At 58.5% G+C, this 21,487-nt stretch carries 22 protein-coding genes; 14 read left to right on the plus strand and 8 right to left on the minus strand.

Features of this window, described 5'->3' with window-relative positions; translation table 11 throughout:
• From RLO149_RS05945 to folD, 14 genes are all read left to right on the plus strand, one after another.
• Positions 1 to 627, plus strand: coding sequence for a hypothetical protein (locus tag RLO149_RS05945; protein WP_013961175.1), 627 nt, complete (start codon positions 1 to 3; stop codon positions 625 to 627).
• Positions 624 to 1,022 (plus strand): tol-pal system-associated acyl-CoA thioesterase, encoded by a 399-nt coding sequence (gene ybgC / locus RLO149_RS05950; protein ID WP_013961176.1) that lies wholly within the window; start codon positions 624 to 626, stop codon positions 1,020 to 1,022. The genes RLO149_RS05945 and ybgC overlap by 4 nt, the downstream gene beginning before the upstream one ends.
• Before the next feature lie 98 nt (positions 1,023 to 1,120).
• On the plus strand, positions 1,121 to 1,816 hold the full coding sequence (tolQ, locus tag RLO149_RS05955) for a protein TolQ (protein ID WP_013961177.1): 696 nt from the start codon (positions 1,121 to 1,123) through the stop codon (positions 1,814 to 1,816).
• Between the two features lie 3 nt (positions 1,817 to 1,819).
• Positions 1,820 to 2,314, plus strand: coding sequence for a protein TolR (gene tolR / locus RLO149_RS05960; protein WP_013961178.1), 495 nt, complete (start codon positions 1,820 to 1,822; stop codon positions 2,312 to 2,314).
• Complete coding sequence (locus RLO149_RS05965) at positions 2,277 to 3,425, plus strand: hypothetical protein (protein WP_013961179.1); 1,149 nt, start codon at positions 2,277 to 2,279, stop codon at positions 3,423 to 3,425. The genes tolR and RLO149_RS05965 overlap by 38 nt, the downstream gene beginning before the upstream one ends.
• Positions 3,422 to 4,753 (plus strand): Tol-Pal system beta propeller repeat protein TolB, encoded by a 1,332-nt coding sequence (gene tolB / locus RLO149_RS05970; RefSeq protein ID WP_013961180.1) that lies wholly within the window; start codon positions 3,422 to 3,424, stop codon positions 4,751 to 4,753. The genes RLO149_RS05965 and tolB overlap by 4 nt, the downstream gene beginning before the upstream one ends.
• 90 nt (positions 4,754 to 4,843) lie before the next feature.
• Complete coding sequence (gene pal, locus RLO149_RS05975) at positions 4,844 to 5,365, plus strand: peptidoglycan-associated lipoprotein Pal (protein ID WP_013961181.1); 522 nt, start codon at positions 4,844 to 4,846, stop codon at positions 5,363 to 5,365.
• Positions 5,366 to 5,369: 4 nt separating this feature from the next.
• Positions 5,370 to 6,215, plus strand: a complete 846-nt coding sequence (ybgF, locus tag RLO149_RS05980; protein WP_013961182.1) for a tol-pal system protein YbgF — start codon at positions 5,370 to 5,372, stop codon at positions 6,213 to 6,215.
• 6 nt (positions 6,216 to 6,221) lie between these two features.
• A complete protein-coding gene (tilS, locus tag RLO149_RS05985; RefSeq protein WP_044025231.1) occupies positions 6,222 to 7,466 on the plus strand; it encodes a tRNA lysidine(34) synthetase TilS in 1,245 nt (414 codons plus the stop codon).
• Positions 7,467 to 7,546: 80 nt separating this feature from the next.
• The gene (gene ftsH / locus RLO149_RS05990; RefSeq protein WP_044025232.1) at positions 7,547 to 9,466 is read left to right on the plus strand and encodes an ATP-dependent zinc metalloprotease FtsH; all 1,920 of its coding nucleotides are present in this window, start codon (positions 7,547 to 7,549) and stop codon (positions 9,464 to 9,466) included.
• Positions 9,467 to 9,568: 102 nt separating this feature from the next.
• Entirely contained in the window at positions 9,569 to 10,165 is a 597-nt protein-coding gene (locus RLO149_RS05995) for an MOSC domain-containing protein (protein WP_013961185.1), read from the plus strand.
• A 146-nt stretch (positions 10,166 to 10,311) separates the two neighbouring features.
• Positions 10,312 to 11,988 carry a formate--tetrahydrofolate ligase gene (locus RLO149_RS06000; protein ID WP_013961186.1) on the plus strand — a complete coding sequence of 559 codons (1,677 nt, stop codon included), beginning with the start codon at positions 10,312 to 10,314 and terminating at the stop codon, positions 11,986 to 11,988.
• Positions 11,989 to 12,084: 96 nt separating this feature from the next.
• Positions 12,085 to 12,555: a hypothetical protein gene (locus tag RLO149_RS06005; RefSeq protein ID WP_013961187.1), complete on the plus strand. Its 471-nt coding sequence runs from the start codon at positions 12,085 to 12,087 to the stop codon at positions 12,553 to 12,555.
• A 14-nt stretch (positions 12,556 to 12,569) separates the two neighbouring features.
• On the plus strand, positions 12,570 to 13,472 hold the full coding sequence (folD, locus tag RLO149_RS06010; protein ID WP_013961188.1) for a bifunctional methylenetetrahydrofolate dehydrogenase/methenyltetrahydrofolate cyclohydrolase FolD: 903 nt from the start codon (positions 12,570 to 12,572) through the stop codon (positions 13,470 to 13,472).
• On the opposite strand, the gene RLO149_RS06015 is transcribed toward folD, so the two are convergent.
• The 8 genes from RLO149_RS06015 to RLO149_RS06050 form a co-directional block, all read right to left on the minus strand.
• Entirely contained in the window at positions 13,469 to 13,906 is a 438-nt protein-coding gene (locus RLO149_RS06015) for a PaaI family thioesterase (protein ID WP_013961189.1), read from the minus strand. The two genes, folD and RLO149_RS06015, sit on opposite strands and share 4 nt — an antisense overlap.
• A gap of 9 nt (positions 13,907 to 13,915) precedes the next feature.
• The gene (pdeM, locus tag RLO149_RS06020) at positions 13,916 to 14,578 is read right to left on the minus strand and encodes a ligase-associated DNA damage response endonuclease PdeM (protein ID WP_013961190.1); all 663 of its coding nucleotides are present in this window, start codon (positions 14,576 to 14,578) and stop codon (positions 13,916 to 13,918) included.
• Between the two features lie 39 nt (positions 14,579 to 14,617).
• Positions 14,618 to 17,071, minus strand: a complete 2,454-nt coding sequence (locus tag RLO149_RS06025) for a ligase-associated DNA damage response DEXH box helicase (protein WP_013961191.1) — start codon at positions 17,069 to 17,071, stop codon at positions 14,618 to 14,620.
• Positions 17,072 to 17,127: 56 nt separating this feature from the next.
• A complete protein-coding gene (locus tag RLO149_RS06030) occupies positions 17,128 to 18,435 on the minus strand; it encodes a P-loop NTPase family protein (RefSeq protein ID WP_013961192.1) in 1,308 nt (435 codons plus the stop codon).
• Between the two features lie 81 nt (positions 18,436 to 18,516).
• Positions 18,517 to 19,014, minus strand: a complete 498-nt coding sequence (locus RLO149_RS06035; RefSeq protein ID WP_013961193.1) for a prepilin peptidase — start codon at positions 19,012 to 19,014, stop codon at positions 18,517 to 18,519.
• Between the two features lie 6 nt (positions 19,015 to 19,020).
• Positions 19,021 to 19,878 (minus strand): tetratricopeptide repeat protein, encoded by an 858-nt coding sequence (locus tag RLO149_RS06040; protein ID WP_013961194.1) that lies wholly within the window; start codon positions 19,876 to 19,878, stop codon positions 19,021 to 19,023.
• Between the two features lie 30 nt (positions 19,879 to 19,908).
• Positions 19,909 to 20,502, minus strand: a complete 594-nt coding sequence (locus RLO149_RS06045) for a tetratricopeptide repeat protein (protein WP_013961195.1) — start codon at positions 20,500 to 20,502, stop codon at positions 19,909 to 19,911.
• A complete protein-coding gene (locus tag RLO149_RS06050; protein ID WP_013961196.1) occupies positions 20,499 to 21,482 on the minus strand; it encodes a type II secretion system F family protein in 984 nt (327 codons plus the stop codon). The genes RLO149_RS06045 and RLO149_RS06050 overlap by 4 nt, the downstream gene beginning before the upstream one ends.
• Between the last annotated feature and the right edge of the window lie 5 nt (positions 21,483 to 21,487).

Consider the following 21,487-nt stretch of genomic DNA (forward strand, 5'->3'; position numbering starts at 1 on the left):
ATGATGGATGCCAGCGAGATCGAAGCGCTTTTTACGCGCAGCGCGGGTCAGTTCACCTTTGCCCGGTGGGGGCGGCCCATTGCGCCTGTTGTTTTTGGTGTGACGGATGAAACACTGTCCGTGATCAAGGGCGCGCTTGAGGCGGTCATGGCGCTATCGGGGCACAAGATGGCCGAGACGGACCCCGAGCTTGGCAGCAACCTGATGATGTTTTTCTTTCGCGACTGGGACGAGTTGCCGGAGGTGCCGGGGCTCGATCGACTGGTGCCCGATCTGGGGCCGTTGCTGGCGCGCCTCAAACAGGCGGATGCGAACCAATACCGTATTTTCCACTTTGACACTGACGGCGGGATCAAGGCCTGTTTCGTTTTCCTGCGGATGGAAGAAAACCTGAGCGCTGTGCCTGCTGAAACCCTCGCGCTCAGTCAGATAGTGCAATCGGTTTTATTGTGGTCGGACATGGCCTTCAAAGACCGCTCACCCTTGGCGGTAGCGGGCGAGAAGACCATTCTGCGCCCGGATATCGCCGGGCTTATCCGTGCGGCCTATGATCCTGTTCTGCCGGTGGCATCGTCGGACGCCAGCCATGCGCTTCGGCTCGCGGCACGCGTGGGGCTGTCACAATGAGCCACAGCTTTCCCATCCGCGTCTATTACGAAGATACGGATATGGCCGGGATCGTCTATTACGCCAATTACCTGCGCTATATTGAACGCGCGCGCAGCGACTGGGTGCGCGAGATCGGCATCGACCAGCTTGAGATGAAAGCCGCAGGCGTTGTTTTCGCCGTCAGGCGGGTCGAGGCGGATTACATCGTCCCGGCAACCTTTGATGACCGGCTGACGGTGCGCACTGAAATGACGCAGCTGACGCCCGCTCGTATGGTGATGTCGCAGGACGTTTGGCGCGACGAGACGCTGTTGTTTGCGGCAAAGGTGACGATTGTGTGCATCGGGCCGGGGGGTAAGCCCACGAGATTGCCAGCAAATCTCCGCTCACTGCCCCTATGTGATGGGCGATAACACCATAGTGATAGCTTTCTGCACAAGGCTGGGCTAGACTTGGCATCAATGGAGGTCGAAACAATCGACCCCGGGTGTATTGGGCAAAGAGCAGGCATATGGAAGCAGAAACGCTGGCTATGGCGCATGAGATTGATTTCTCATTCTTCGGATTATTCGCGCGCGCAACAATAGTCGTAAAACTAGTTATGATCATGCTGATTGTGGCCTCGTTCTGGGCGTGGTCGGTGATCGTGATAAAGCTGATCCTCTATCGTAAGACGCGCCATGAAGCGGCGGTTTTTGATCGCGCCTTCTGGTCGGGCGAGCCGCTGGACGGTCTGTTCGAAGAGGTCGGCCCGGCCCCTTCGGGCGGTACGGAAAAGATATTCGCCGCCGGGATGATGGAATGGCAACGCTCGCATCACGATGACGGCGGGCTGATCGCAGGGGCGACGCAGCGGATCGACCGCTCCATGGATGTGGCGATCAACAAGGAATCCGAGCATCTGCGCGATGGCCTGACGGTCTTGGCCACCATCGGGTCGTCCACGCCGTTCATTGGCCTATTCGGGACTGTCATCGGGATCATGAACGCTTTTATCGAGATTGCAGAGCAGCAGAACACCAACCTCGCCGTTGTCGCGCCCGGTATCGCCGAGGCATTGCTCGCCACGGGTCTGGGGCTGTTCGCGGCCATCCCGGCGGTGATTTATTACAACAAGCTCAGTGCGGATGCAGACCGTATTCTCGCAGGTTACGAGTCCTTTGCCGATGAGTTCGCAACCATCCTCAGCCGCCAGTTGGACAGTTGAGCCATGGGTGCCAATGTTCTCCAGAAACCGGGCGGCAGCACCAAGCGGCGCAGGCGGACCACGCGCGCGCAGCCCATGTCTGAGATCAACGTAACGCCATTCGTCGATGTAATGCTGGTGCTGTTGATCATCTTTATGGTTGCCGCACCGCTGCTGACAGTCGGCGTGCCGGTTGAACTGCCAAAGACGGCCGCAGGCGCATTGCCCACGGACCAAGAGGAACCCCTGACCGTTACGATCACGGCGGAAGGATCCATTCAAATCCAGACCACTGAGACGGCAGGCAACGAACTGATCCCGAAACTGCGCGCCATCGCGGCGGAGCGGACCTCGGACAGGGTGTTTTTACGTGCCGATGGCTCGGTGCCTTATCTGCGCGTCATGGAAGTGATGGGGGCCTTGAACGCCGGTGGATTTTCCAACATCGGTTTGGTGACGGATATTGGTGGCCCAACGCTCGATGGGCGCGACGGGGCTGCCGACGGGGCAGATCGGTAGGCGCGCGGTGCACACCGGTCACTATATCTCAGGGGCGGGACATCTCGTTTTGCTGGGCTGGATGGCGTTTGGCGATGTCTTTGCCGCTGAACCTTTGCCGTCCCAGACCACTGATGTGTCGGTCGTTTCCAGCGCTGAATACGCCGCACTGGTCGCTGCGGTGCAACCGCCGCAATCCGTGACAGAGATTGCGCAACCTGCGACACCCTCCGTGGTGCCGGACGCACCGCAAGTGCCGGATCAGCCAGAAGATCAGACCGATCTGACGACCCCGCAGGCGACCCTCACGCCGGAGGCGGAAACGCCGCCGGATGTGTCCGAGATTGAACCCTTGCCCCCGCGCGCCGACATCTCGGATCAAGCGCCTGTTCTCGATCAGCCCGAGGCGGACATCGCCGTTCTGGCGCCTGACATCAGCGACACTCCTGTGCCCCAAGCCGCAGAACGTGTGGCCCCCGAAGCCTTTGCCCCGCCTGCGCCCGAAGCCTTGCCCGACCCTGTTGAGCGCGACGCGGTCGCGCCGGATGCCACAGGGGACGAAACGCAGGACCCCGCAGATGCGACCGCACCGGAGGCCGCCGCGACCGAGATCGTGACCGAAGCCGACCGCCCCGCGCGGGCGCCCGAGCAATCACAACGCCCGCCCGCGCGGCGACCCGAAGCGCCCGTGCGCACTGCCGTGGCACCGCCCGCCGAACCAGAAACGCCATCAACGGATGATGCCGTGAACGCCGCCCTGCAAGAGGCGCTGTCGAATGAAACGCCCGCGCCTGCCGTGCCGCAAGGCCCGCCGCTGTCGGCGGGTGAAAAGGATGCGCTGCGGGTGGAGGTGTCCAATTGCTGGAACGTCGGTTCACTTTCAACGGATGCGCTTAACACCACGGTCGTGGTCGAAGTGTCGATGTCACAGGACGGAAGGCCGATCACCGGGTCGATCCGGATGGCGTCGAGTTCCGGTGGTTCCGAAGCGGCCGCGAGACAGGCATTTGAGGCGGCGCGGCGTGCAATCATTCGCTGTGGCGCGCGCGGCTTCAATTTACCGGTTGAGAAATACAGCCAATGGCAAGACATTGAGATGACATTCAATCCCGAAAGGATGCGGGTCAAATGAGTTTTCAGATACGAGTATTCACAGCAATTCTGGCTGTTCTATCGCTTTTCACAGCGCCGGCGCTGGCCCAGAACAGCGGACCGCTGCGCATTGAGATCACGGAAGGCGTGATCGAGCCTTTGCCCTTTGCATTGCCGGTTTTCGAAGCCGAGACCGCCGATGCCACGGGCGTGGCGGCACAGATCACTGAAGTGATTTCTGCCGACCTGACAGGCACCGGGCTGTTTCGTGAAATTGAACCGGGCGCTTTTATCAGCAACGTCAGCAGCTTTGCCGCGCCGATCCAATATGCGGACTGGAAAGCCATCAATGCCCAAGCGCTGATTACCGGTGCAGTGGCCGTGCAGGGCAACCAGCTGAACGTGAAATTCCGGCTTTACGATGTGTTTTCCGGGGCGGAAATGGGCGATGGGTTGCAGTTTTCCGCCACGCCCGAAGGCTGGCGGCGCATGGCGCATAAGGTGGCGGATGCGGTCTATAGCCGGATCACGGGTGAGGGCGGGTATTTCGACAGCCGCGTCGTCTATGTCTCTGAAACCGGCACCAAGGATGCACGTCAAAAACGGCTGGCGATCATGGATTACGATGGGGCAAATGTGAAATACCTCACCGATAGCAGTTCGATCGTGCTGGCCCCGAGGTTTTCGCCAGATGGTCAGCGGGTGCTTTACACCAGCTATGAAACAGGATTCCCGCGCATCTATGTGCTTGATGTGACCTCGGTGCAGCGCCGCGCGCTGGAAAGCCAGGAAGGCACGATGAGCTTTGCACCGCGTTTTGCACCGGACGGAGAAACCATCGTCTTTTCGCTCAGCCAGGGCGGGAATACTGATATTTACCGGATGAATGTAAATGGTGGGCCCGCGACCCGGCTGACGGCGGCCCCCTCGATTGAGACGGCACCGAGCTATTCACCAGATGGCACGCAAATCGTGTTCGAAAGTGATCGTTCGGGGTCACAGCAATTGTATGTGATGCCCGCAAGCGGCGGCGAGGCGCGCCGTATTTCGTTCGGGCCGGGGCGCTACGGCACACCGGTCTGGTCGCCGCGCGGCGATCTGGTTGCCTTCACCAAACAAAATGCCGGGCGGTTCCATATCGGCGTAATGCGTCTTGATGGATCAGAAGAGCGTTTGCTCACAGCTTCGTTTCTTGACGAAGGACCCACATGGTCGCCCAATGGTCGCGTGATCATGTTTTCGCGCGAAACGCAGGGCGCACAGGGACGCGCCACGCTTTATTCCGTGGATATCACGGGCAGAAACCTGCGCCCTGTGCGCACGCCCGAAGGGGGGTCTGACCCGTCATGGTCCCCGTTGCAGAGATGAAGGATATGCGCGAAACAATTTCTATTGGCGGCGCGCATGTGATAAAATATCACGCATAATAATAACATTTGACCGAATGAGGCAAAGAGCATGAAACTTACACGGAATATTCTTTTACTTGTGGCGGGGCTTGCGCTGGCGGCCTGTACCGATCCGGGCCGCTTTGGTACCGACGGCAGTGGTGCTGGTGGCATCGGCGGGGCTGGCGGCGGTGCGATTGTGCCGGGCAGCGCCAATGATCCGACCTCTACCGCGTATTTCAATCAGACCGTGGGTGACAGGGTGCTGTTCTCTGTGGACGAATCCGCGATTAATGCGGTCGGTCAGACCACGGTAGAGGGTCAGGCGCAGTGGCTGCTGGCGAATACGGATTACACGGCGGTGATCGAGGGTCACGCAGATGAACAGGGCACGCGCGAATATAACGTCGCCCTTGGCGCGCGGCGGGCAAATGCGGTGCGCGAATATCTGATTTCGCGCGGGGTTGCGGGCAACCGGTTGCAGACCGTCAGCTACGGCAAGGAACGCCCGATTGAGATTTGCAGCAGCGAAGAGTGCTATGCGAAAAACCGCCGGGCTGTGACGGTTCTGGCCAGCGGCCTGTCCGGATAATACGATGCGTTTTGTTGTACTCTGTGCCGTAGCTTTGTTGATTGCTCCCCTCCCGGCGGCGGCGCAGGATGACCAGACCCTTGCCGACATCCGGCAGGAACTCACGGTGCTTTACGTCGAAATGCAGCGTTTGAAGCGCGAGCTTTCCACCACCGGCGGCCCGTCGGTGGCCGTTGGCGGCGACACGGTACTGGATCGGTTGTCCGTGATGGAAAACGAGATGCAGCGTTTGACCTCGAAAACGGAAGAGCTGGAGTTTCGCGTCAACCGGATCGTTGAGGATGGGACCAACCGGATTGGCGATCTGGAATTTCGTCTGGTTGAACTCGAGGGCGGCGATATCAGCACCTTGGGGGAAACCACCACGCTTGGCGGCGACACGGGCACCCCGGTGCCAACAACCGGCGGCACTGCAGCGCCCCAGCCGCCTGCGTCTTCCGGGGTTGTGCCCGGCGGGTCGCAACTTGCGGTCGGTGAAGAAGATGATTTTAAAAACGCGCAGGCCGCCTTGGCAGATGGGAATTATCAATCCGCCGCGGACCAGTTTGCCGCCTTTTCAATGAATTATCCCGGGGGTCCTCTGGCGGCGGGCGCTGATCTGGGCCGTGGTGAGGCGCTCGAAGGGCTGGGGCGCACACGCGAAGCAGCGCGCGCCTATCTGGATAGTTTCAGCGCAGAACCAACAGGGCAGGTGGCGCCACAGGCGCTCTTCCGGCTGGGCAAATCACTGGGTGCGTTGAATCAGGTCGCCGAGGCCTGTGTCACGCTTTCAGAGGTGGGTATTCGGTTCGCAGGTGATCCGGCAGTGGTGCAGGCCGAAGAGGCCCGTCGCACGCTGGCCTGTCCGTAACGCATCATGTCCGATCCTGAAGGCGAGATCGATGCCCATTTTTCGCCTGACATCCCAAAAGCTCTTGGCGTTGCCGTGTCGGGGGGAAGCGATTCAATGGCGCTGCTGGTCTTGCTGCGCGACTATGCTGCACGCAACAGGATCGCGCTTTCCTGTGCAACCGTGGATCATGGGCTGAGGCCCGAGGCCGCTGCCGAGGCGGAAGGTGTCGCAGCCTATTGCGCCGCGCATGATGTGCCACATGTCACTCTGAAATGGACGGGTTGGAACGGCAAAGGCAATACGCAAAACGCTGCCCGCGTGGCGCGCTATCGGCTGCTGGCGGATTGGGCGCGCGGGCAGGGCATTACGGATATCGCGCTGGGTCACACGCAGGATGATCAGGCCGAAACCGTGCTGATGGGGCTGGCGCGTGCGTCCGGCGTTGATGGGCTCAGCGCCATGGCGGCGCGGCGCGATGACCGGGGCCTGTGTTGGCACCGGCCGCTGTTGGCAATGTCGCGCGCGCAATTGCGCGGATTTCTGCGGGGGCGCGGCGTGGCGTGGTGCGAGGATCCGAGCAATGAGGACGATCAATTTGAGCGGATAAAGGCGCGTCGCGCGCTTGCGACATTGGCGGATCTGGGCGTGGATCGCGCGTCGCTGGCACAGGTGGCGGGGAACATGGCGCAGGCGCGCAGCGCTCTTGAACACCAGACGATGCAGGCCGTTCGTGATCTCGTCTGCCTGCGGGGCGGTGGAGCGGCAATGCCCTGGTCCGGGTTTCTAGGTTTGCCACAAGAGATCGCCCGCCGATTGCTGGTGGCGGCCATCGACTGGATCGCCGCACCATCACATGCGCCGCGACAAAAAGCCCTCGCAGCTGCTCTGGCGGCTGCTGAGACCAGCGACAGCGCAACAGTAGCGGGCTGTCGTCTGATCCGGGTGGGCGATACGTTCTGGATTTTCAGGGAGTTTCAGGCCGTGGCGCACATCAGGTCTGATGCCTCAGCGCTTTGGGACGACAGGTGGCAAATTTTCGGAGATCAAAACGCAGAAGTCAGCGAAATCAGGGCGTTAGGCGAAGATGGCCTGCTGCAGTGCCCTGAATGGCGTGGCACCGACCTGCCGCGCACGCTGTTGCTGGCCACACCTGCCGTCTGGCAGGGCGATGTCCTTATCGCCGCACCCGTGGCACAAAGCACATCAGCCTGGCGCGCGGAAGTGATAAAAAGGCCGGGCTGCCTTTTCGATCGGGTATTCGGCCATTGAACATATCCGTGGTACGTCTATCTTAAGAGTGTGGCTTTATCATGCGGATCAAGACCACAAACGGTATTAGGAGACTTTCCTTGGGAAATGCACGCAATATAGCCTTTTGGGTTGTACTATTTCTGTTGATCTTGGCGCTTTTCAACCTGTTCAGCGGCCCCGGCAGCACCATGCAAAGCCGCGAAATCAGCTATTCTGAATTCGTTGAAGCGGTCGAATCCGGCAATGTCAGCAACGTGACACTGGATGGGGAGCATGTGCGCTTCCGTCAGGAAGACGGGACAGACTATGTCACGATCAAGCCATCTGACGCTGAGATCACACAGTTATTGATCGCAAACGACGTGTCAGTGCGTGCGGAGCAGCAGCAGCAATCCGGCTTTCAGACGTTTCTGATGTCGCTGCTGCCCTTCCTGTTGTTGATCGGTGTCTGGATTTATTTCATGAACCGGATGCAAGGCGGCGGCAAAGGCGGCGCGATGGGCTTCGGAAAATCCAAGGCCAAGATGCTGACCGAAAAGCATGGGCGCGTCACGTTTGACGATGTCGCAGGCATTGATGAAGCCAAGGAAGAGTTGGAAGAAATTGTCGAATTCTTGCGCAACCCGCAGAAATTCAGCCGCCTTGGGGGCAAAATTCCCAAAGGTGCATTGCTTGAGGGCCCTCCCGGAACCGGTAAAACGCTGCTGGCGCGCGCCATCGCGGGCGAGGCAGGTGTGCCGTTCTTTACGATCTCAGGGTCGGATTTTGTAGAAATGTTCGTTGGTGTGGGTGCCTCGCGTGTCCGTGACATGTTCGAGCAGGCCAAGAAAAACGCGCCTTGCATCGTGTTCATCGATGAAATTGACGCTGTCGGTCGCCATCGTGGCGCTGGATACGGCGGCGGTAATGACGAGCGTGAACAGACATTGAACCAGCTTCTGGTCGAAATGGATGGCTTTGAGGCAAACGAAGGCGTGATCATCATCGCCGCAACCAACCGCAAAGACGTACTGGACCCTGCTTTGCTGCGTCCGGGTCGGTTCGACCGTCAGGTTACCGTCGGCAATCCCGACATCAAGGGGCGCGAGAAAATTCTCGGTGTGCATGCGCGCAAAACGCCGCTGGGTCCGGATGTTGATCTGCGCATCATCGCGCGCGGTACGCCCGGATTTTCCGGTGCTGATCTGGCAAACCTCGTGAATGAGGCGGCTCTGGGTGCCGCGCGTGTTGGCCGCCGCTTTGTCACGATGATTGATTTCGAGCAGGCAAAGGACAAGATCATGATGGGCGCGGAGCGCCGGTCGATGGTCATGACCGCGGAACAAAAAGAGATGACGGCTTATCATGAGGCGGGGCACGCGTTGGTCGGTATCAAGCTGCCAAAATGTGACCCTGTGTATAAGGCGACGATCATTCCACGCGGCGGTGCGTTGGGCATGGTGATGAGCCTGCCTGAGATTGATCGCCTGAACATGTTCAAGGACGAATGTCACCAGCGCCTCGCGATGACGATGGCGGGTAAGGCGGCGGAAATCCTCAAGTATGGTCCGGATTCTGTATCGAATGGTCCCGCTGGCGATATTATGCAGGCCTCGGCACTGGCGCGTGCAATGGTGCTGCGCTGGGGCATGTCTGACAAGGTCGGCAATATCGACTACTCAGAAGCGGCTGAGGGGTATCAGGGCAACACAGCGGGCTTCTCGGTTTCGGCAAACACCAAAGAGCTGATCGAAGAAGAAGTGCAGCGTTTCATTCAGGACGGCTATGAATCGGCGAGCAAGATCATCAAGGAAAACGAGGTCGAGTTCGAACGCCTCGCGCAGGGCTTGCTTGAATACGAGACACTGACCGGTGAAGAGATCAAGCGGGTTATGAATGGTGATCCACCTGTGCCACCCGCGGATCAGGCAGATAAACCTGACAGCGGCGCGACAACAAGTGTTACCGCTATTCCCAAAGCGAAGGCAAACAAAAGACCCCCATCAGAAGGTGGTCTTGAGCCTGAACCCTCGGTTTGACCAGACCAACGTGTGAAAAGAAAGGCCTCGCTGATGCGGGGCCTTTTCTTTTGCGTGCCGTTTCGGCATCGTGCCTGTAAACTCAACAGCGGAGGCTGACACATGCCAGCACTTATGCCGACAAAGTTTCAAGGTCGCGTCGTTTGGCTGGGGCGCGTGATCAACACACAGGAAACACTGCGATCTGAAACACTACCCTCAGCGGATCTGAAATTTTCCGGGATAGAAGGCGAATGCCACGGTGGGCTGACACGGCCTGCCTGCGTGCGCACCAAGGCGCAATATCCTGAGGGCACCGAAATTCGCAACGTGCGCCAACTCACCATATTGTCGCAAGAGGAGCTCGACGCGATTGCCGAGGATATGGGGATGGCTGATATTGATCCTGCATGGCTCGGGGCGTCGATGGTCATCGAAGGAATCCCAGACTTTAGCCATGTCCCCCCGTCCTCACGGTTGCAGGTCGAAAGCGGGGCCAGCCTTGCGGTCGATATGGAAAACCGGCCCTGCATTTACCCCGGCAGGGAGATTGAAAAAGACCGCCCCGGCCTTGGGCCCAAGTTCAAACCCGCCGCTAAAAACCGGCGTGGTGTGACAGCCTGGGTTGAGCGTGAAGGCTCCGTTAAGGTCGGGGATTCTGTGCGTCTGCACATTCCGGATCAGCCGGTTTGGCAGATGTTGGGGGATGCACGAGGCTAAGTTCAGGTTTCCGAAAAGAAACGAATGCGGCCTTCGTCGCCGCATCATGAGTGGAAAACGTCGGAATTGCGACTCTCCGTTGACGGTACACCCCTGTATGCAGAACATAGAACACAGCCTAATCGGCATTTTCAGGGGGACATTCCATGGCTTTTAAAACCGATATCGAAATTGCGCGGGCCGCAACAAAACTGCCCATTCAGGAAATCGGCGCAAAGCTGGGCATATCCAGTGACGATCTGCTGCCTTATGGACACGACAAGGCAAAGGTTTCGCAGTCTTTCATCAATTCCGTACAAGGGAATAAGAATGGCAAACTGGTACTGGTGACCGCCATTAACCCGACGCCTGCCGGTGAAGGAAAAACGACAACGACGGTTGGTCTTGGTGATGGTCTCAACCGGATCGGTCGCAAGGCAGCCGTCTGTATTCGTGAAGCGTCGCTGGGCCCGAATTTCGGGATGAAGGGTGGCGCCGCCGGGGGTGGCAATGCGCAGGTTGTTCCGATGGAAGAAATGAACCTGCATTTCACGGGCGATTTCCACGCGATCACCTCAGCGCACAACCTGCTGAGCGCGATGATTGATAACCACATCTACTGGGGCAATGAGCTGGAAATCGACACGCGCCGCGTCGTATGGCGCCGCGTTCTGGACATGAATGATCGGGCGTTGCGCACCATTACGGCCTCCCTTGGTGGCGTGGCAAACGGCTTCCCGCGTGAAGCCGGCTTTGACATCACGGTGGCATCCGAGGTTATGGCGATCCTGTGCCTCGCCAATAATCTTGAAGATCTGCAAAAGCGTCTCGGTGATATGATCGTTGCATACCGCCGCGACCGCACACCGATTTATGCGCGTGACATCAAAGCAGACGGTGCGATGACGGTGCTGCTGAAAGACGCCATGCAGCCCAACCTCGTGCAGACGCTTGAAAACAACCCTGCCTTTGTGCACGGCGGACCATTTGCCAATATTGCGCATGGGTGTAACTCGGTGATCGCGACGACGACAGCGCTCAAGCTGGCGGATTTCGTCGTGACCGAAGCGGGTTTCGGTGCTGATCTCGGGGCGGAAAAGTTCCTCAACATCAAGTGCCGCAAGGCTGGCCTTGCGCCGTCCTGCGTCGTTGTCGTCGCCACAGTGCGGGCGATGAAAATGAATGGAGGTGTCGCCAAGGCGGACCTCGGTGCGGAAAATGTTGATGCCGTCAAAAAAGGCTGCCCGAACCTTGGGCGTCACATCGAAAACGTCAAATCCTTTGGTGTTCCGGTTGTGGTTGCGATCAACCACTTCGTGACGGATACGGATGCAGAGGTGCAGGCGGTCAAGGATTTCGTTTCAGAACACGGGTCCGAAGCGATCCTGTCGCGCCATTGGGAATTGGGCTCGGAAGGGTCTGCGGAACTGGCGACACGGGTAGCGGAGATTGCGGATGCGGATATGGCAAACTTCGCGCCGATCTACCCCGATGACATGAGCCTGTTTGACAAAATCGATACCATCGCCAAGCGTATCTACCGCGCAGATGAGGTTCTGATGGATCAAAAACTGCGCAACCAGTTGAAGGACTGGGAAGCGCAGGGCTACGGCAATTTGCCGGTCTGTATGGCAAAGACGCAATACAGCTTTACCACGGACCCTGAGCGGCGCGGTGCGCCCACCGGCTTTTCGGTGCCGGTGCGTGAAGTCCGCCTGAGCGCGGGTGCTGGTTTTGTGATCGCCATCTGCGGAGAGATCATGACCATGCCGGGGCTGCCGCGCGTGCCGTCGGCTGAGGCAATCAAGCTGAACGCAGATGGAGACGTTGAAGGGCTTTTCTGATCGTCTGATCTCACAAAGATTGCTGCGGGCAAATTACCTTGCCCGCAGTGCGCAGGTCGGGCAGGCTGGTCGCTCAGAGAGTGGAAAGGAACCACAATGATGAGATGGATTGCTTTTGTCGCAGCCGTGTTGCTTGCTGGCGACGCAGCGGCTGAGGACCGATATGTCGGGTATTACTATCCCGAGGTGGCAACCTCGGAAACGTTTGACCGGGTTGTGCGCAGCTCGGAAGGTGCAAACAAAAGCGTGCGCATAGATTTTGTGAACGTTCTGACCAAAGCACAGCTGGAAGCGCCGGAAAGCCCGAGATTCGTATTCTTCACTAAGGGCGAAGGGGCAGATACGCTTATCCTTGTGGCCCTTGATGACGACGTGTTTTCAACCATCTATCGCGCGCGTGCGATCCTTGCACAGCTTACGACAAGCGTCAGGCAAGGCGGGTATTTCCGACAGGAAGACTTGCAATACGTTGCCACTTTTTACGACCTTTTGCAGTTGATGGCCTTTGACGAGCTGATCATCAGTGACGGCCAAAACTGGGCTCACCGGGTCGATTTTATCAGATAACAGGAAGATCAGAAATGTCAGCTACACTCATTGACGGAAAAGCCTTTGCCGCGCGCGTTCGTGCGCAGGTTGCAGAGCATGTAACGCGCCTCAAGGCCGATCATGGGATCACACCTGGGCTGGCCGTTGTGCTGGTCGGGGAAGACCCGGCAAGTCAGGTCTATGTGCGTTCCAAAGGCAAACAGACCACCGAAGTCGGTATGAAATCAGTTGAGCACAAGCTGGATGTGGACACGTCTGAAGCCGATCTGCTGGCGATTGTGGATCAACTCAACAAGGATCCTGAAATCCACGGCATTCTGGTGCAGCTGCCCTTGCCAAAGCATCTTGATGAGGACCTCGTGATCAATTCCATTGCGCCAGAAAAGGACGTCGACGGGTTTCACATCTCAAATGTGGGGCTGTTGGGCACGGGTCAGAAAAGCATGGTGCCCTGCACGCCACTGGGTTGCCTGATGATGCTACGCGATTACCATGGCTCACTCTCGGGGATGGATGCCGTTGTTGTCGGTCGCTCAAACATCGTGGGCAAACCGATGGCGCAGCTTTTGCTGGGTGACAGCTGCACTGTGACCATCGCGCATAGCCGCACCAAGGACCTCGCGGATGTCGTGCGGCGCGCCGATATCGTCGTGGCGGCGGTTGGGCGACCTGAAATGGTGCCCGGTGACTGGATCAAACCCGGTGCGACGGTGATTGACGTGGGCATCAATCGTCTGGATGCGCCGGAAAAGGGCGAAGGCAAAACGCGTCTGGTAGGGGATGTGGACTTCGACAGCTGTGCGGCGGTTGCCGGGGCCATCACGCCTGTGCCCGGCGGTGTGGGTCCAATGACCATCGCCTGCCTGCTGGCCAATACGGTCACGGCATGTTGTCGTGCAAATGGTCTGGAAGAACCCGAAGGGTTGACCGCTTAAGCCGGACTCTGTGGTGTCGCGGGAACCGGCACCATCGTGCCCTGCAGAGCGGCAATATGCCGTTCGTGCGTGCCGGTCACCGCATAGACATCCGCAGCCACCACAATCAGCTGGCGGCCTGCTTTGATGATCCTGCCCTTTGCGATGAGGTAATCACCAAGCGCAGGGGCCAGCAGGTTGATTTTCATTTCAGCCGTCACGACTTCACGATCACGGGGCAGGGTTGTCAGGGCGGCATATCCCGCAGCGCTGTCCCCGATGGCAAAGGTTAACCCGGCGTGGGCAAACCCCTGCTGCTGGCGACTGCCCGGTAAAATCGGCGCTTTAATGGTCACATTGGCTGTACGCACGCTGGCCAGTTCCGCGCCTAAGGTATGCATCATGCTTTGCGCTTCAAAGCTGTGTTGAATGCGGTCCAATTCTGCTTGATCCATCGTCTGGTCCTATCGTGGCATTGGAACACAAGTGGGCACCGGGCCGGTCAGAATTGCAAGAGCATGCGGGCCCATCAGTTGGTCAAGCGCTTGGTGATTTGTACGCAGCCCGCCCGTATATGTCCCGTAAGCCGGCATCACGAGGCGTCTGTCATCAACCAGAAAAGCCGGGCGTGAAATCATGCGCCCTCTGGTCTGAAGCTGAACTTTGGGATGATAATGCCCGGAAATCTCAGCGTGTTGACCGGGGTCAGCGATATGGCGAAAGGTCAGGTCTTTATGCACCAATTGATGCACATGCTGCCCGCCAAATTCAACCGGGCCCGGGTCATGATTGCCCTCAATCCAGATCCAGTGCCGCCCCGCTTGCAGCCGCATCAGCCAGTGGCGATCCTCTTCTGTCAGGTTTTCAGCGGCCGTAACGTCATCAAAACTATCGCCCAGACAGATGACGATCCGGGCACCGGTTTGGGCCAGATCATCCCCTAGTCGCGCAAGTGTGTCGCGCGTCTCATAAGGTGGCAGGGTTTGCCCGCTGCGCCGCGCCACCCGCTCGGACTTTCCCAGATGAAGATCAGAAACGCAGAGTAGGTTCTCGTCCGGCCAGAAAAGCGCGCCCGAAGGCATCGCCCTGAGCGTAATGCCACAAAAGGAGAAATCGTAAAAGTTCATGATTTGTCCATCGCGCACTCGGTCGATCTTGGCAAGGGGTTACCAGCCGACGCGCCATTTCGGTTTGTCGCTCGGCGGCGGTGTGATCTGTGCCAGACCCGCGGCGTGCATAAGACGCTCGGCTTCTTCGGCGAGCAGCCGTTCCTCAGCCGCGCCCTTGACGGGAACGCGACCCATTTCCAACAGCATGGGCGCTGAAAGCGGGCTGACGCGGGGCAGGGTTACATGGTCGATGCGACCTGCAACGCGCTCCGCCATCTCCTTGATCCGGCCAAAATCGACCAAGCCGCGCAAGGCTTCCTCGTGGGTAATTTCCAGTAAAAGATGATCCGGATCATACTTTTGCAATGTGTCATAGAGAATATCCGAACTGAAGGTCGCTTGCCGGCCTGATTTGCGCGCTGTTGGTGTGTTGCGCTGGATCAGCCCGGCAATCGTTGCGCTGGCGCGGAAGGTCCGCTTCATGACGGCGTTGCCCGCCAGCCAAGTCTCCAGCCCGGTTTCAAGCGCTTCAAGGTCGAACAGCGGTGCGGGGTCCGTGACAGGTTGCAGCCCCCAGATCAGCGTCGCATAATCGGTCGCGACAAACCCCAACGGGTCGAGCCCCATCTCCTCCATGCGTTTGGTCAGCAAAAGGCCAAGGGTCTGTTGCCCGTTTCGCCCGGCAAAGCCGTAAACCACAGTCTGCGCGCGCCCGTCATGCGGAAAGCTTTCGATCAGCAGACGCCCCGGTGCTGGCAACTGACTGCGTTTGCGTTGTAGTGCGAGCCAGTCGGCTGTATGCGCGGGCAAATAGGGCCAGTCAGTGTCCTGAAATATTTCGACAACGCGGGCACTGAGTTGCATAGAGGTTGCAAATTTTGTTCCGAGGAACGTGGCGACTTTGGGCTTTTTGGCAGCGTTGCGGCTGACCTCAACTGTCATTTCGCGCAAACCCTCGTAGCGCACGATCTGTCCGCCGATCAAAAAGGTATCGCCGGGCGTCAGCGTTGCTGCGAACCCTTCTTCGATCTCTCCCAAGGGTTTGCCGCCACGGCTGCGTTGCAGGCGCACTTTCAGCGTGTCCGTGTCCTGTATCGTGCCGATGTTCATGCGGATTTTCTGCGCCGCGCGCGGGTCGCGCAGATGCCACAACCCGTCAGCATTCTGCATCAGACGCTGCCACTGATCATAGGCGCGCAGCGCATACCCGCCCGTTGCACAGAACGTCAGGCAAGCGTCGAATTCTGCGCGGGTGAGGTCAGCGTAGGCCCCGACGGTGATCACTTCACCATAAAGCGCATCCGCATCAAAGGGCCCTGCGCAGGCAGTGATGAGGATATGTTGGCACAAGACATCGCGCGGCCCGCGTCCGCGTGGCTCGCCATCAAGCTGCCCGGCGTAAACCGCATCCAGAGCGGCGTGGCATTCGACAACTTCAAACCGGTTCGCTGGAACCAGCAGCGCCTTGGACGGGGCGTTGTAGCGGTGATTTGCCCGTCCGATCCGCTGCACCAGACGTTTGACGTTCTTGGGTGCGCCGATCTGTATGACAAGATCCACATCGCCCCAGTCGATCCCCAGATCAAGACTGCCGGTACAGACAATTGCGCGCAGATCGCCCCGCACCATCGCCGCTTCGACCTTTTCGCGCTGTTGGCGATCCAGCGATCCGTGATGGATGCCGATCGGCAGTCCGTCCTCATTGGCAAGCCACAGATTGTGAAAGAAAATCTCGGCCTGCGCGCGGGTATTGTGAAAAATCAGCGTCGTTTTGTGCGCCTTGACCTGCGCCAGCACCGCCGGAATGGCATAGGCCGCATTGCCGCCCGACCAAGGCGGCGCCTCGGGCGTGGTCAGCATGGAGATGTCCGGGGCAGGGCCGGGATCGGCCAGCAAAATCTCGCAGGGGTCGGGGTGTTTTGCCAGAAGCTGTGCAATGGCCTGCGGATCATCGACGGTCGCAGACAGACCCACCCGGCGCAGGTCCGGGCAAAGCCGCTGCAGGCGACCCAACGCCAGCATCAACTGATCGCCACGTTTGGATTCTGCCAGTGCGTGTATCTCATCCACCACAACGCGCCGCAGCCCTTTGAACATGCGCGGCGCATCCTCGTAACTTGTCAGCAACGCAAGGCTTTCGGGTGTTGTCAGCAGAATATGCGGGGGGTCAGCGCGCTGACGCTTCTTGCGCGTGGCCGATGTGTCACCTGTTCGGTCCTCAACCCGGATGGGCAGGTTCATCTCAGTCACAGGGGTTGTCAGGTTGCGCTTTATGTCTGCCGCCAGGGCTTTGAGAGGAGAGATATAAAGCGTGTGCAATCCATCCCGTGGCGCAGTGGCCAGATCAATCAGTGTCGGAAGAAAACCCGCCAGTGTTTTGCCGCCGCCCGTGGGCGCAATGAGCAGTAACGCCGGATCATCCGCGCGCGCCAGCATGTCAAGCTGATGCGGATGGATTTGCCAGCCCTTTGAGGCGAACCAATCGGTAAATTGTTGTGGTACGCCGGTCATAAGGCAAGTGTAGTGCTGCGCGGCAGTCAGGCCAATACCGCGCGGCGTTTCAGCGTCTATTTCACGATCTTTTCGCTCTTCACGAACATGTTCGCCCAGGCGCGATCCAGTAAGTCGGGTCGCATCTGATAGGGGATGCCTTCGAACTCGCAAATTGCGATCATCTGATCGATCAGGAATATCGGCTGGTAATTGGCATAAACGTTGTCGATTTCTGGGTACTTTACCTTGAGCAGATGCACGAGCGTCGCTTCATCCAGCGGCATCCCGCGCTTCTTGGCCATCATGGCAAATATCTTCAGGAAGTCTTCCTGATTTGGACCGTCAATTTTGATTTTGAAAAAGATCCTGCGCAGAGCGGCCTGATCGAAAATTTCGTTGGGGTGAAAGTTTGTGGAAAAAATCACCAGAGTGTCGAAGGGCACTTCGAATTTTTCACCCGACTGCAACGCCAGAATATCCTTGCCCTCTTCCAGCGGCACAATCCAGCGGTTGACGAGGGCCTGCGGCGGTTCTGCCTGTCGGCCAAGGTCATCCACGATGAAAATGCCGCCCGTCGATTTCAATTGCAGCGGGGCCTGATAGGTGCGCGCCGTTGGATTATAGACCAGATCCAACATATTGAGTGACAGCTCACCGCCAGTGATCACCGTCGGGCGTTCGCATTTCACGTAGCGCTTGTCAAAGCGGGTGCGGCGGCGCAGGCAGGTGGGGTCTTCGGCTTCGTCCTCAACGGCGACATGTACGATGGGATCATAGACGGTGATGACCTGTCCGGCGTATTCGATGGCGCGCGGCACGTATATCTGATCCCCGAGCGCGTCGCGAATGCCGTTTGAAATCGAGGATTTGCCGTTCCCGGGCGGGCCATACATCAGGATCGACCGACCGGCCGAGACCGCAGGGCCAAGTTGGCCCAAGAGATCATTTGGCAGCACAAGATGCCCCATAGCCTCGGTCAACTGGCCTTTTGTGACCATGATATTCCGGATTGACTGCCGTTTCACCTGCGCGCGGTAGACATCCAGCGGCACAGGCATCGGGCCGAAATATTCAGACTGCGCCAGAGCATCCAGCGCGCGCGCTTTGCCCTGTTCGGTCAGCTGATACCCCATTTCGTCCCCGTTGTTGGCATTCAGCGTCCCCGTTGCTTCGAGCAATTGCTGGCCACGGGCGAGGTCAACCAGTTCCTGTGTGACGGGGACGGGCAGGCAGACTGTGGCGCTGAGTTCGCTGACCACATCGACGTTCTTGCGAAACATGGTCTTGAGGATAATGTCGCGCATCATCACAGTCGAAAGCTTCATATCGACCAGCCTGCTTGGGGCGGGCGGCGACATCACGTCGGTGGTGTGCATGTTCATCTTGCGGACCTTGCTATCGTCATTTTCCGTGGGGCGTCTGGCACCCGTTATCCGTGAGATACTAAAGGAAAATGGCGTAATTCAGGCACCATTGAGCGCGCTAAGGCACAGATAAAGGGCGAGGGTGGGGCCAAGCGCGAGCCCGAGGGGAAAGCGTTTGCCTTGTGACCAGCTGACCCAGTCGGGCGCGAGGTCGCGCAATCGGCTCGCGCGCGCACCGCGATGTGTGAGCAGGGCCGCCAAAAGGATACAGGTGAAAAGCAAAACAACGCGGGGCAGGTCGCCCGGTGCAATAAAGGGTGCTGCGAAGGCGATGAATTTAGCATCCCCCGCGCCCATTGCCCCGATGGCATTCAGTACAAATCCAACGCCCAGTGCGATCGCAAACTGGGCAAACCCCCAAAGATAAGCCTCAATGGAGGGCAGGACGAAAGGGCCAAGGATCACGTAAATGGCCCCCAGTGTGACAACCGCCTTGTTGATGATCTTCATCAGCGCCAGATCGGTATAGGCAACGTAAAGGCAAAGCGGCAGCACAAAGGGCAAAAACCACAGCGCAGCACTCGACGAAAATGCCATGTCGCCTCAGCCGCTTCTTTCCAGGGCTTCCAGCGCACGCACGGCGGCTTCAAAGTGTTGCGGGTGCGTGTCAATCGCGTCGCGCAGCAGGCTTTTGCCGGTTTGGATATCATCCTGTTTGACCGCCGACAGCGCCATCGTATGCAGCAGTTGCGCGCGTTCTGATTGTGTCATCGGTACCACGGGCAGCGTGTATTTACGCTGTGCGCTGCGGGCCAGAACAAGGTTGTTCTTGGCAGTAAACAGTGTGGTGTCCTGTCGGATCGCCTGCCCAAACAGCTTTTCCGCCCCTGCGAAATCACCGCGCGTCAGTTTGGAATAACCCCAGTTGTTGAAGGCACCGGCCGGTGTCGTGGTGAGCCCGATCGCCGTTTCATAAAAGCTGTCGGCTTTTTTCCATTCTTCGTTGGCGTCTGCCATCATCGCTTCGAGGCGGTAGCGTTTGAATGTCTCATAAGTCGGGGGGACCGTGTCCAGCACCTTCTCCGCCTTGTCCCAATCGCCACTGCGGATCAGGGCGTCGGCGTAATTCACGCTGTCTTCGCTGGTTGAGTCTTTTAGTTCCGTAACTTTTTCCCATGCGCTTGCTGCTTCGGTGAAACGTTTCGCGCGCACAAAAGACGCGGCAAGTCCGCGACGCAGGTCGATCCGGTCGGGACTGCTCTGCAGGGTGCGCTGGTAATATGAAATCGCTTCATTCGGGTCGGTCACTGTCAGCATGACTTCGGATAGGTTGGTTTCATCGACAACGTTGACGTCCTGAAAAGCGCGTTCAACGGTTTCCTCATCCGATGGCTTTGGGGCACAACCGGCAACCATTATAGCGCCTGCAATGCAGGCGGAAAAAACGAAAGGGTGGCGCATTTTTGCGTCCTTTTTCTGCTCTAGCCTCGTTTATGGTGTCGGGCGGATGATAAAATCGCTGTTTCCGCGGCGGACCAATTTGTATTCGCTGCTTTTCTCAGGCTCAAGCGTAGCAGAATTTTCTGTTTTTGCGAGTACCAAGCGCAGATTATCCCGGATTGCGATGTTTTCGCCATTGCTGAGTGCGAAGGCGCGGCGAAAATACTGCAATGCCTCGTTGGTCTTGCCCTGTTCCATCAATAAAACGCCAAGATTGTTGTAATCCACAGGCTGTGCCGCATCGTCACGCACAGCCCGCCGCAGCAATTCTTCGGCCTGTCCGAGCCGGCCGAGGCCCAGATTGGCGGTGCCCAGACCGGACAGGATTTCGGCATCCAACGCGCCGCGACTGAGAGCTGCACGGTTGAAGGCGCGCAGGGCAAGTTCGTATTCCCCGGCCGCAATCAACCTGTGCCCGGCTTCGACCGCCTCTGAACTGTCCTGTTTGGCCGCCGCGCGCAGATCAACCCCCGGTGCCATGACCTGATCTTCAGGCAGCGACGGGCTGCTTGTGTTTTCACACGCGGCCAATCCAGCGATCGCAAAGGTGGCAAAGGCAAAAGCCCGCCGTTTTGCTGTTTTCATTGTCCGGCGCCCAGATTCCCCAGTTGTGTGATCCCGTGCACCGATGGGCCAACCAGAATGATCAGCAGGGGCGGAACGGTCAGCATCATAGTGGCAAGGGTCATCTTGGTTGGCAACTTGTTTGCGGCCTCTTCGGCGCGCATCACGCGTTTGTCGCGCATTTCACCCGCATAAACGCGCAGGGCCTCGGCGATGGATGTGCCGAATTGCTGGGATTGGTTCAGCACGGTTACAAAGGACGACACATCCTGCACACCGCAGCGTTCACCAAAATCGTTCAGCACGGTGGTTTTGTCCTTACCCGCCTTCATCTCATAGGCCACAACATCAAATTCCTGCGCGAGGGCGGGGTAGGAGGCATGCAATTCCTTGGAGACACGCACGATACACTGATCCAGCGACTGGCCCGCCTCGACACAGACCAGCATCATATCAAGGCTGTCGGGGAAGCCGCGTGTGATCTCATCCTTGCGGGTATCGACCCGGCGTCGCACCCAGTAGACCGGCAGATAATACCCCACCGCGCCGGGAATGATCGTATAGATCATCATTTTCTGCGTGGTGAACCCCTCACCATGGCCCAGCAGGTTGAGGTAGACAAAAGCCAGCAGCAGCCCCGCAAGACCAAGGGCGAATTGTGCAAAATGGAAAAAGCGGACAGCGTCCTGACTTTGATACCCGGCCTGGCGCAGCATCAATTGCCGCGCGCTCAGTTCGGCGACGTCCTGTGGTTCGAGAAAAGACGCAAATTTCTGCAACTGTTCATTGCGCTCCCCCTGACGCAGGCGTTGTTCCGGCGCGCTTGAACCTGGGGTCTGTATCTGTTTTTTCAGCTTTTCCATCGGGTCTTCAGGTTGGGCCAGCATCAGGGCCACAGTCACACCGATCATGATCAGACCCAGCGTGCCCAGCAGGATAATGGGGCCAAGGGGGCCAAGAAATTCGACAATCAAAGCGTTGATATTGTTTAAAAAACCCATCGGAT

This window comes from Roseobacter litoralis Och 149 (assembly GCF_000154785.2).
Taxonomy (GTDB): domain Bacteria; phylum Pseudomonadota; class Alphaproteobacteria; order Rhodobacterales; family Rhodobacteraceae; genus Roseobacter; species Roseobacter litoralis.

Excerpts from the sequence above, each read along its gene's own strand:
- RLO149_RS05945 (WP_013961175.1), top strand. The coding sequence starts at position 1 with ATGATGGATGCCAGCGAGATCGAAGCGCTTTTTACGCGCAGCGCGGGT.
- ybgC (WP_013961176.1), top strand. The coding sequence starts at position 624 with ATGAGCCACAGCTTTCCCATCCGCGTCTATTACGAAGATACGGATATG.
- tolQ (WP_013961177.1), top strand. The coding sequence starts at position 1,121 with ATGGAAGCAGAAACGCTGGCTATGGCGCATGAGATTGATTTCTCATTC.
- tolR (WP_013961178.1), top strand. The coding sequence starts at position 1,820 with ATGGGTGCCAATGTTCTCCAGAAACCGGGCGGCAGCACCAAGCGGCGC.
- RLO149_RS05965 (WP_013961179.1), top strand. The coding sequence starts at position 2,277 with ATGGGCGCGACGGGGCTGCCGACGGGGCAGATCGGTAGGCGCGCGGTG.
- tolB (WP_013961180.1), top strand. The coding sequence starts at position 3,422 with ATGAGTTTTCAGATACGAGTATTCACAGCAATTCTGGCTGTTCTATCG.
- pal (WP_013961181.1), top strand. The coding sequence starts at position 4,844 with ATGAAACTTACACGGAATATTCTTTTACTTGTGGCGGGGCTTGCGCTG.
- ybgF (WP_013961182.1), top strand. The coding sequence starts at position 5,370 with ATGCGTTTTGTTGTACTCTGTGCCGTAGCTTTGTTGATTGCTCCCCTC.
- tilS (WP_044025231.1), top strand. The coding sequence starts at position 6,222 with ATGTCCGATCCTGAAGGCGAGATCGATGCCCATTTTTCGCCTGACATC.
- RLO149_RS05995 (WP_013961185.1), top strand. The coding sequence starts at position 9,569 with ATGCCAGCACTTATGCCGACAAAGTTTCAAGGTCGCGTCGTTTGGCTG.
- RLO149_RS06000 (WP_013961186.1), top strand. The coding sequence starts at position 10,312 with ATGGCTTTTAAAACCGATATCGAAATTGCGCGGGCCGCAACAAAACTG.
- RLO149_RS06005 (WP_013961187.1), top strand. The coding sequence starts at position 12,085 with ATGATGAGATGGATTGCTTTTGTCGCAGCCGTGTTGCTTGCTGGCGAC.
- folD (WP_013961188.1), top strand. The coding sequence starts at position 12,570 with ATGTCAGCTACACTCATTGACGGAAAAGCCTTTGCCGCGCGCGTTCGT.
- RLO149_RS06015 (WP_013961189.1), bottom strand. The coding sequence starts at position 13,906 with ATGGATCAAGCAGAATTGGACCGCATTCAACACAGCTTTGAAGCGCAA.
- pdeM (WP_013961190.1), bottom strand. The coding sequence starts at position 14,578 with ATGAACTTTTACGATTTCTCCTTTTGTGGCATTACGCTCAGGGCGATG.
- RLO149_RS06025 (WP_013961191.1), bottom strand. The coding sequence starts at position 17,071 with ATGACCGGCGTACCACAACAATTTACCGATTGGTTCGCCTCAAAGGGC.
- RLO149_RS06030 (WP_013961192.1), bottom strand. The coding sequence starts at position 18,435 with ATGAACATGCACACCACCGACGTGATGTCGCCGCCCGCCCCAAGCAGG.
- RLO149_RS06035 (WP_013961193.1), bottom strand. The coding sequence starts at position 19,014 with ATGGCATTTTCGTCGAGTGCTGCGCTGTGGTTTTTGCCCTTTGTGCTG.
- RLO149_RS06040 (WP_013961194.1), bottom strand. The coding sequence starts at position 19,878 with ATGCGCCACCCTTTCGTTTTTTCCGCCTGCATTGCAGGCGCTATAATG.
- RLO149_RS06045 (WP_013961195.1), bottom strand. The coding sequence starts at position 20,502 with ATGAAAACAGCAAAACGGCGGGCTTTTGCCTTTGCCACCTTTGCGATC.
- RLO149_RS06050 (WP_013961196.1), bottom strand. The coding sequence starts at position 21,482 with ATGGGTTTTTTAAACAATATCAACGCTTTGATTGTCGAATTTCTTGGC.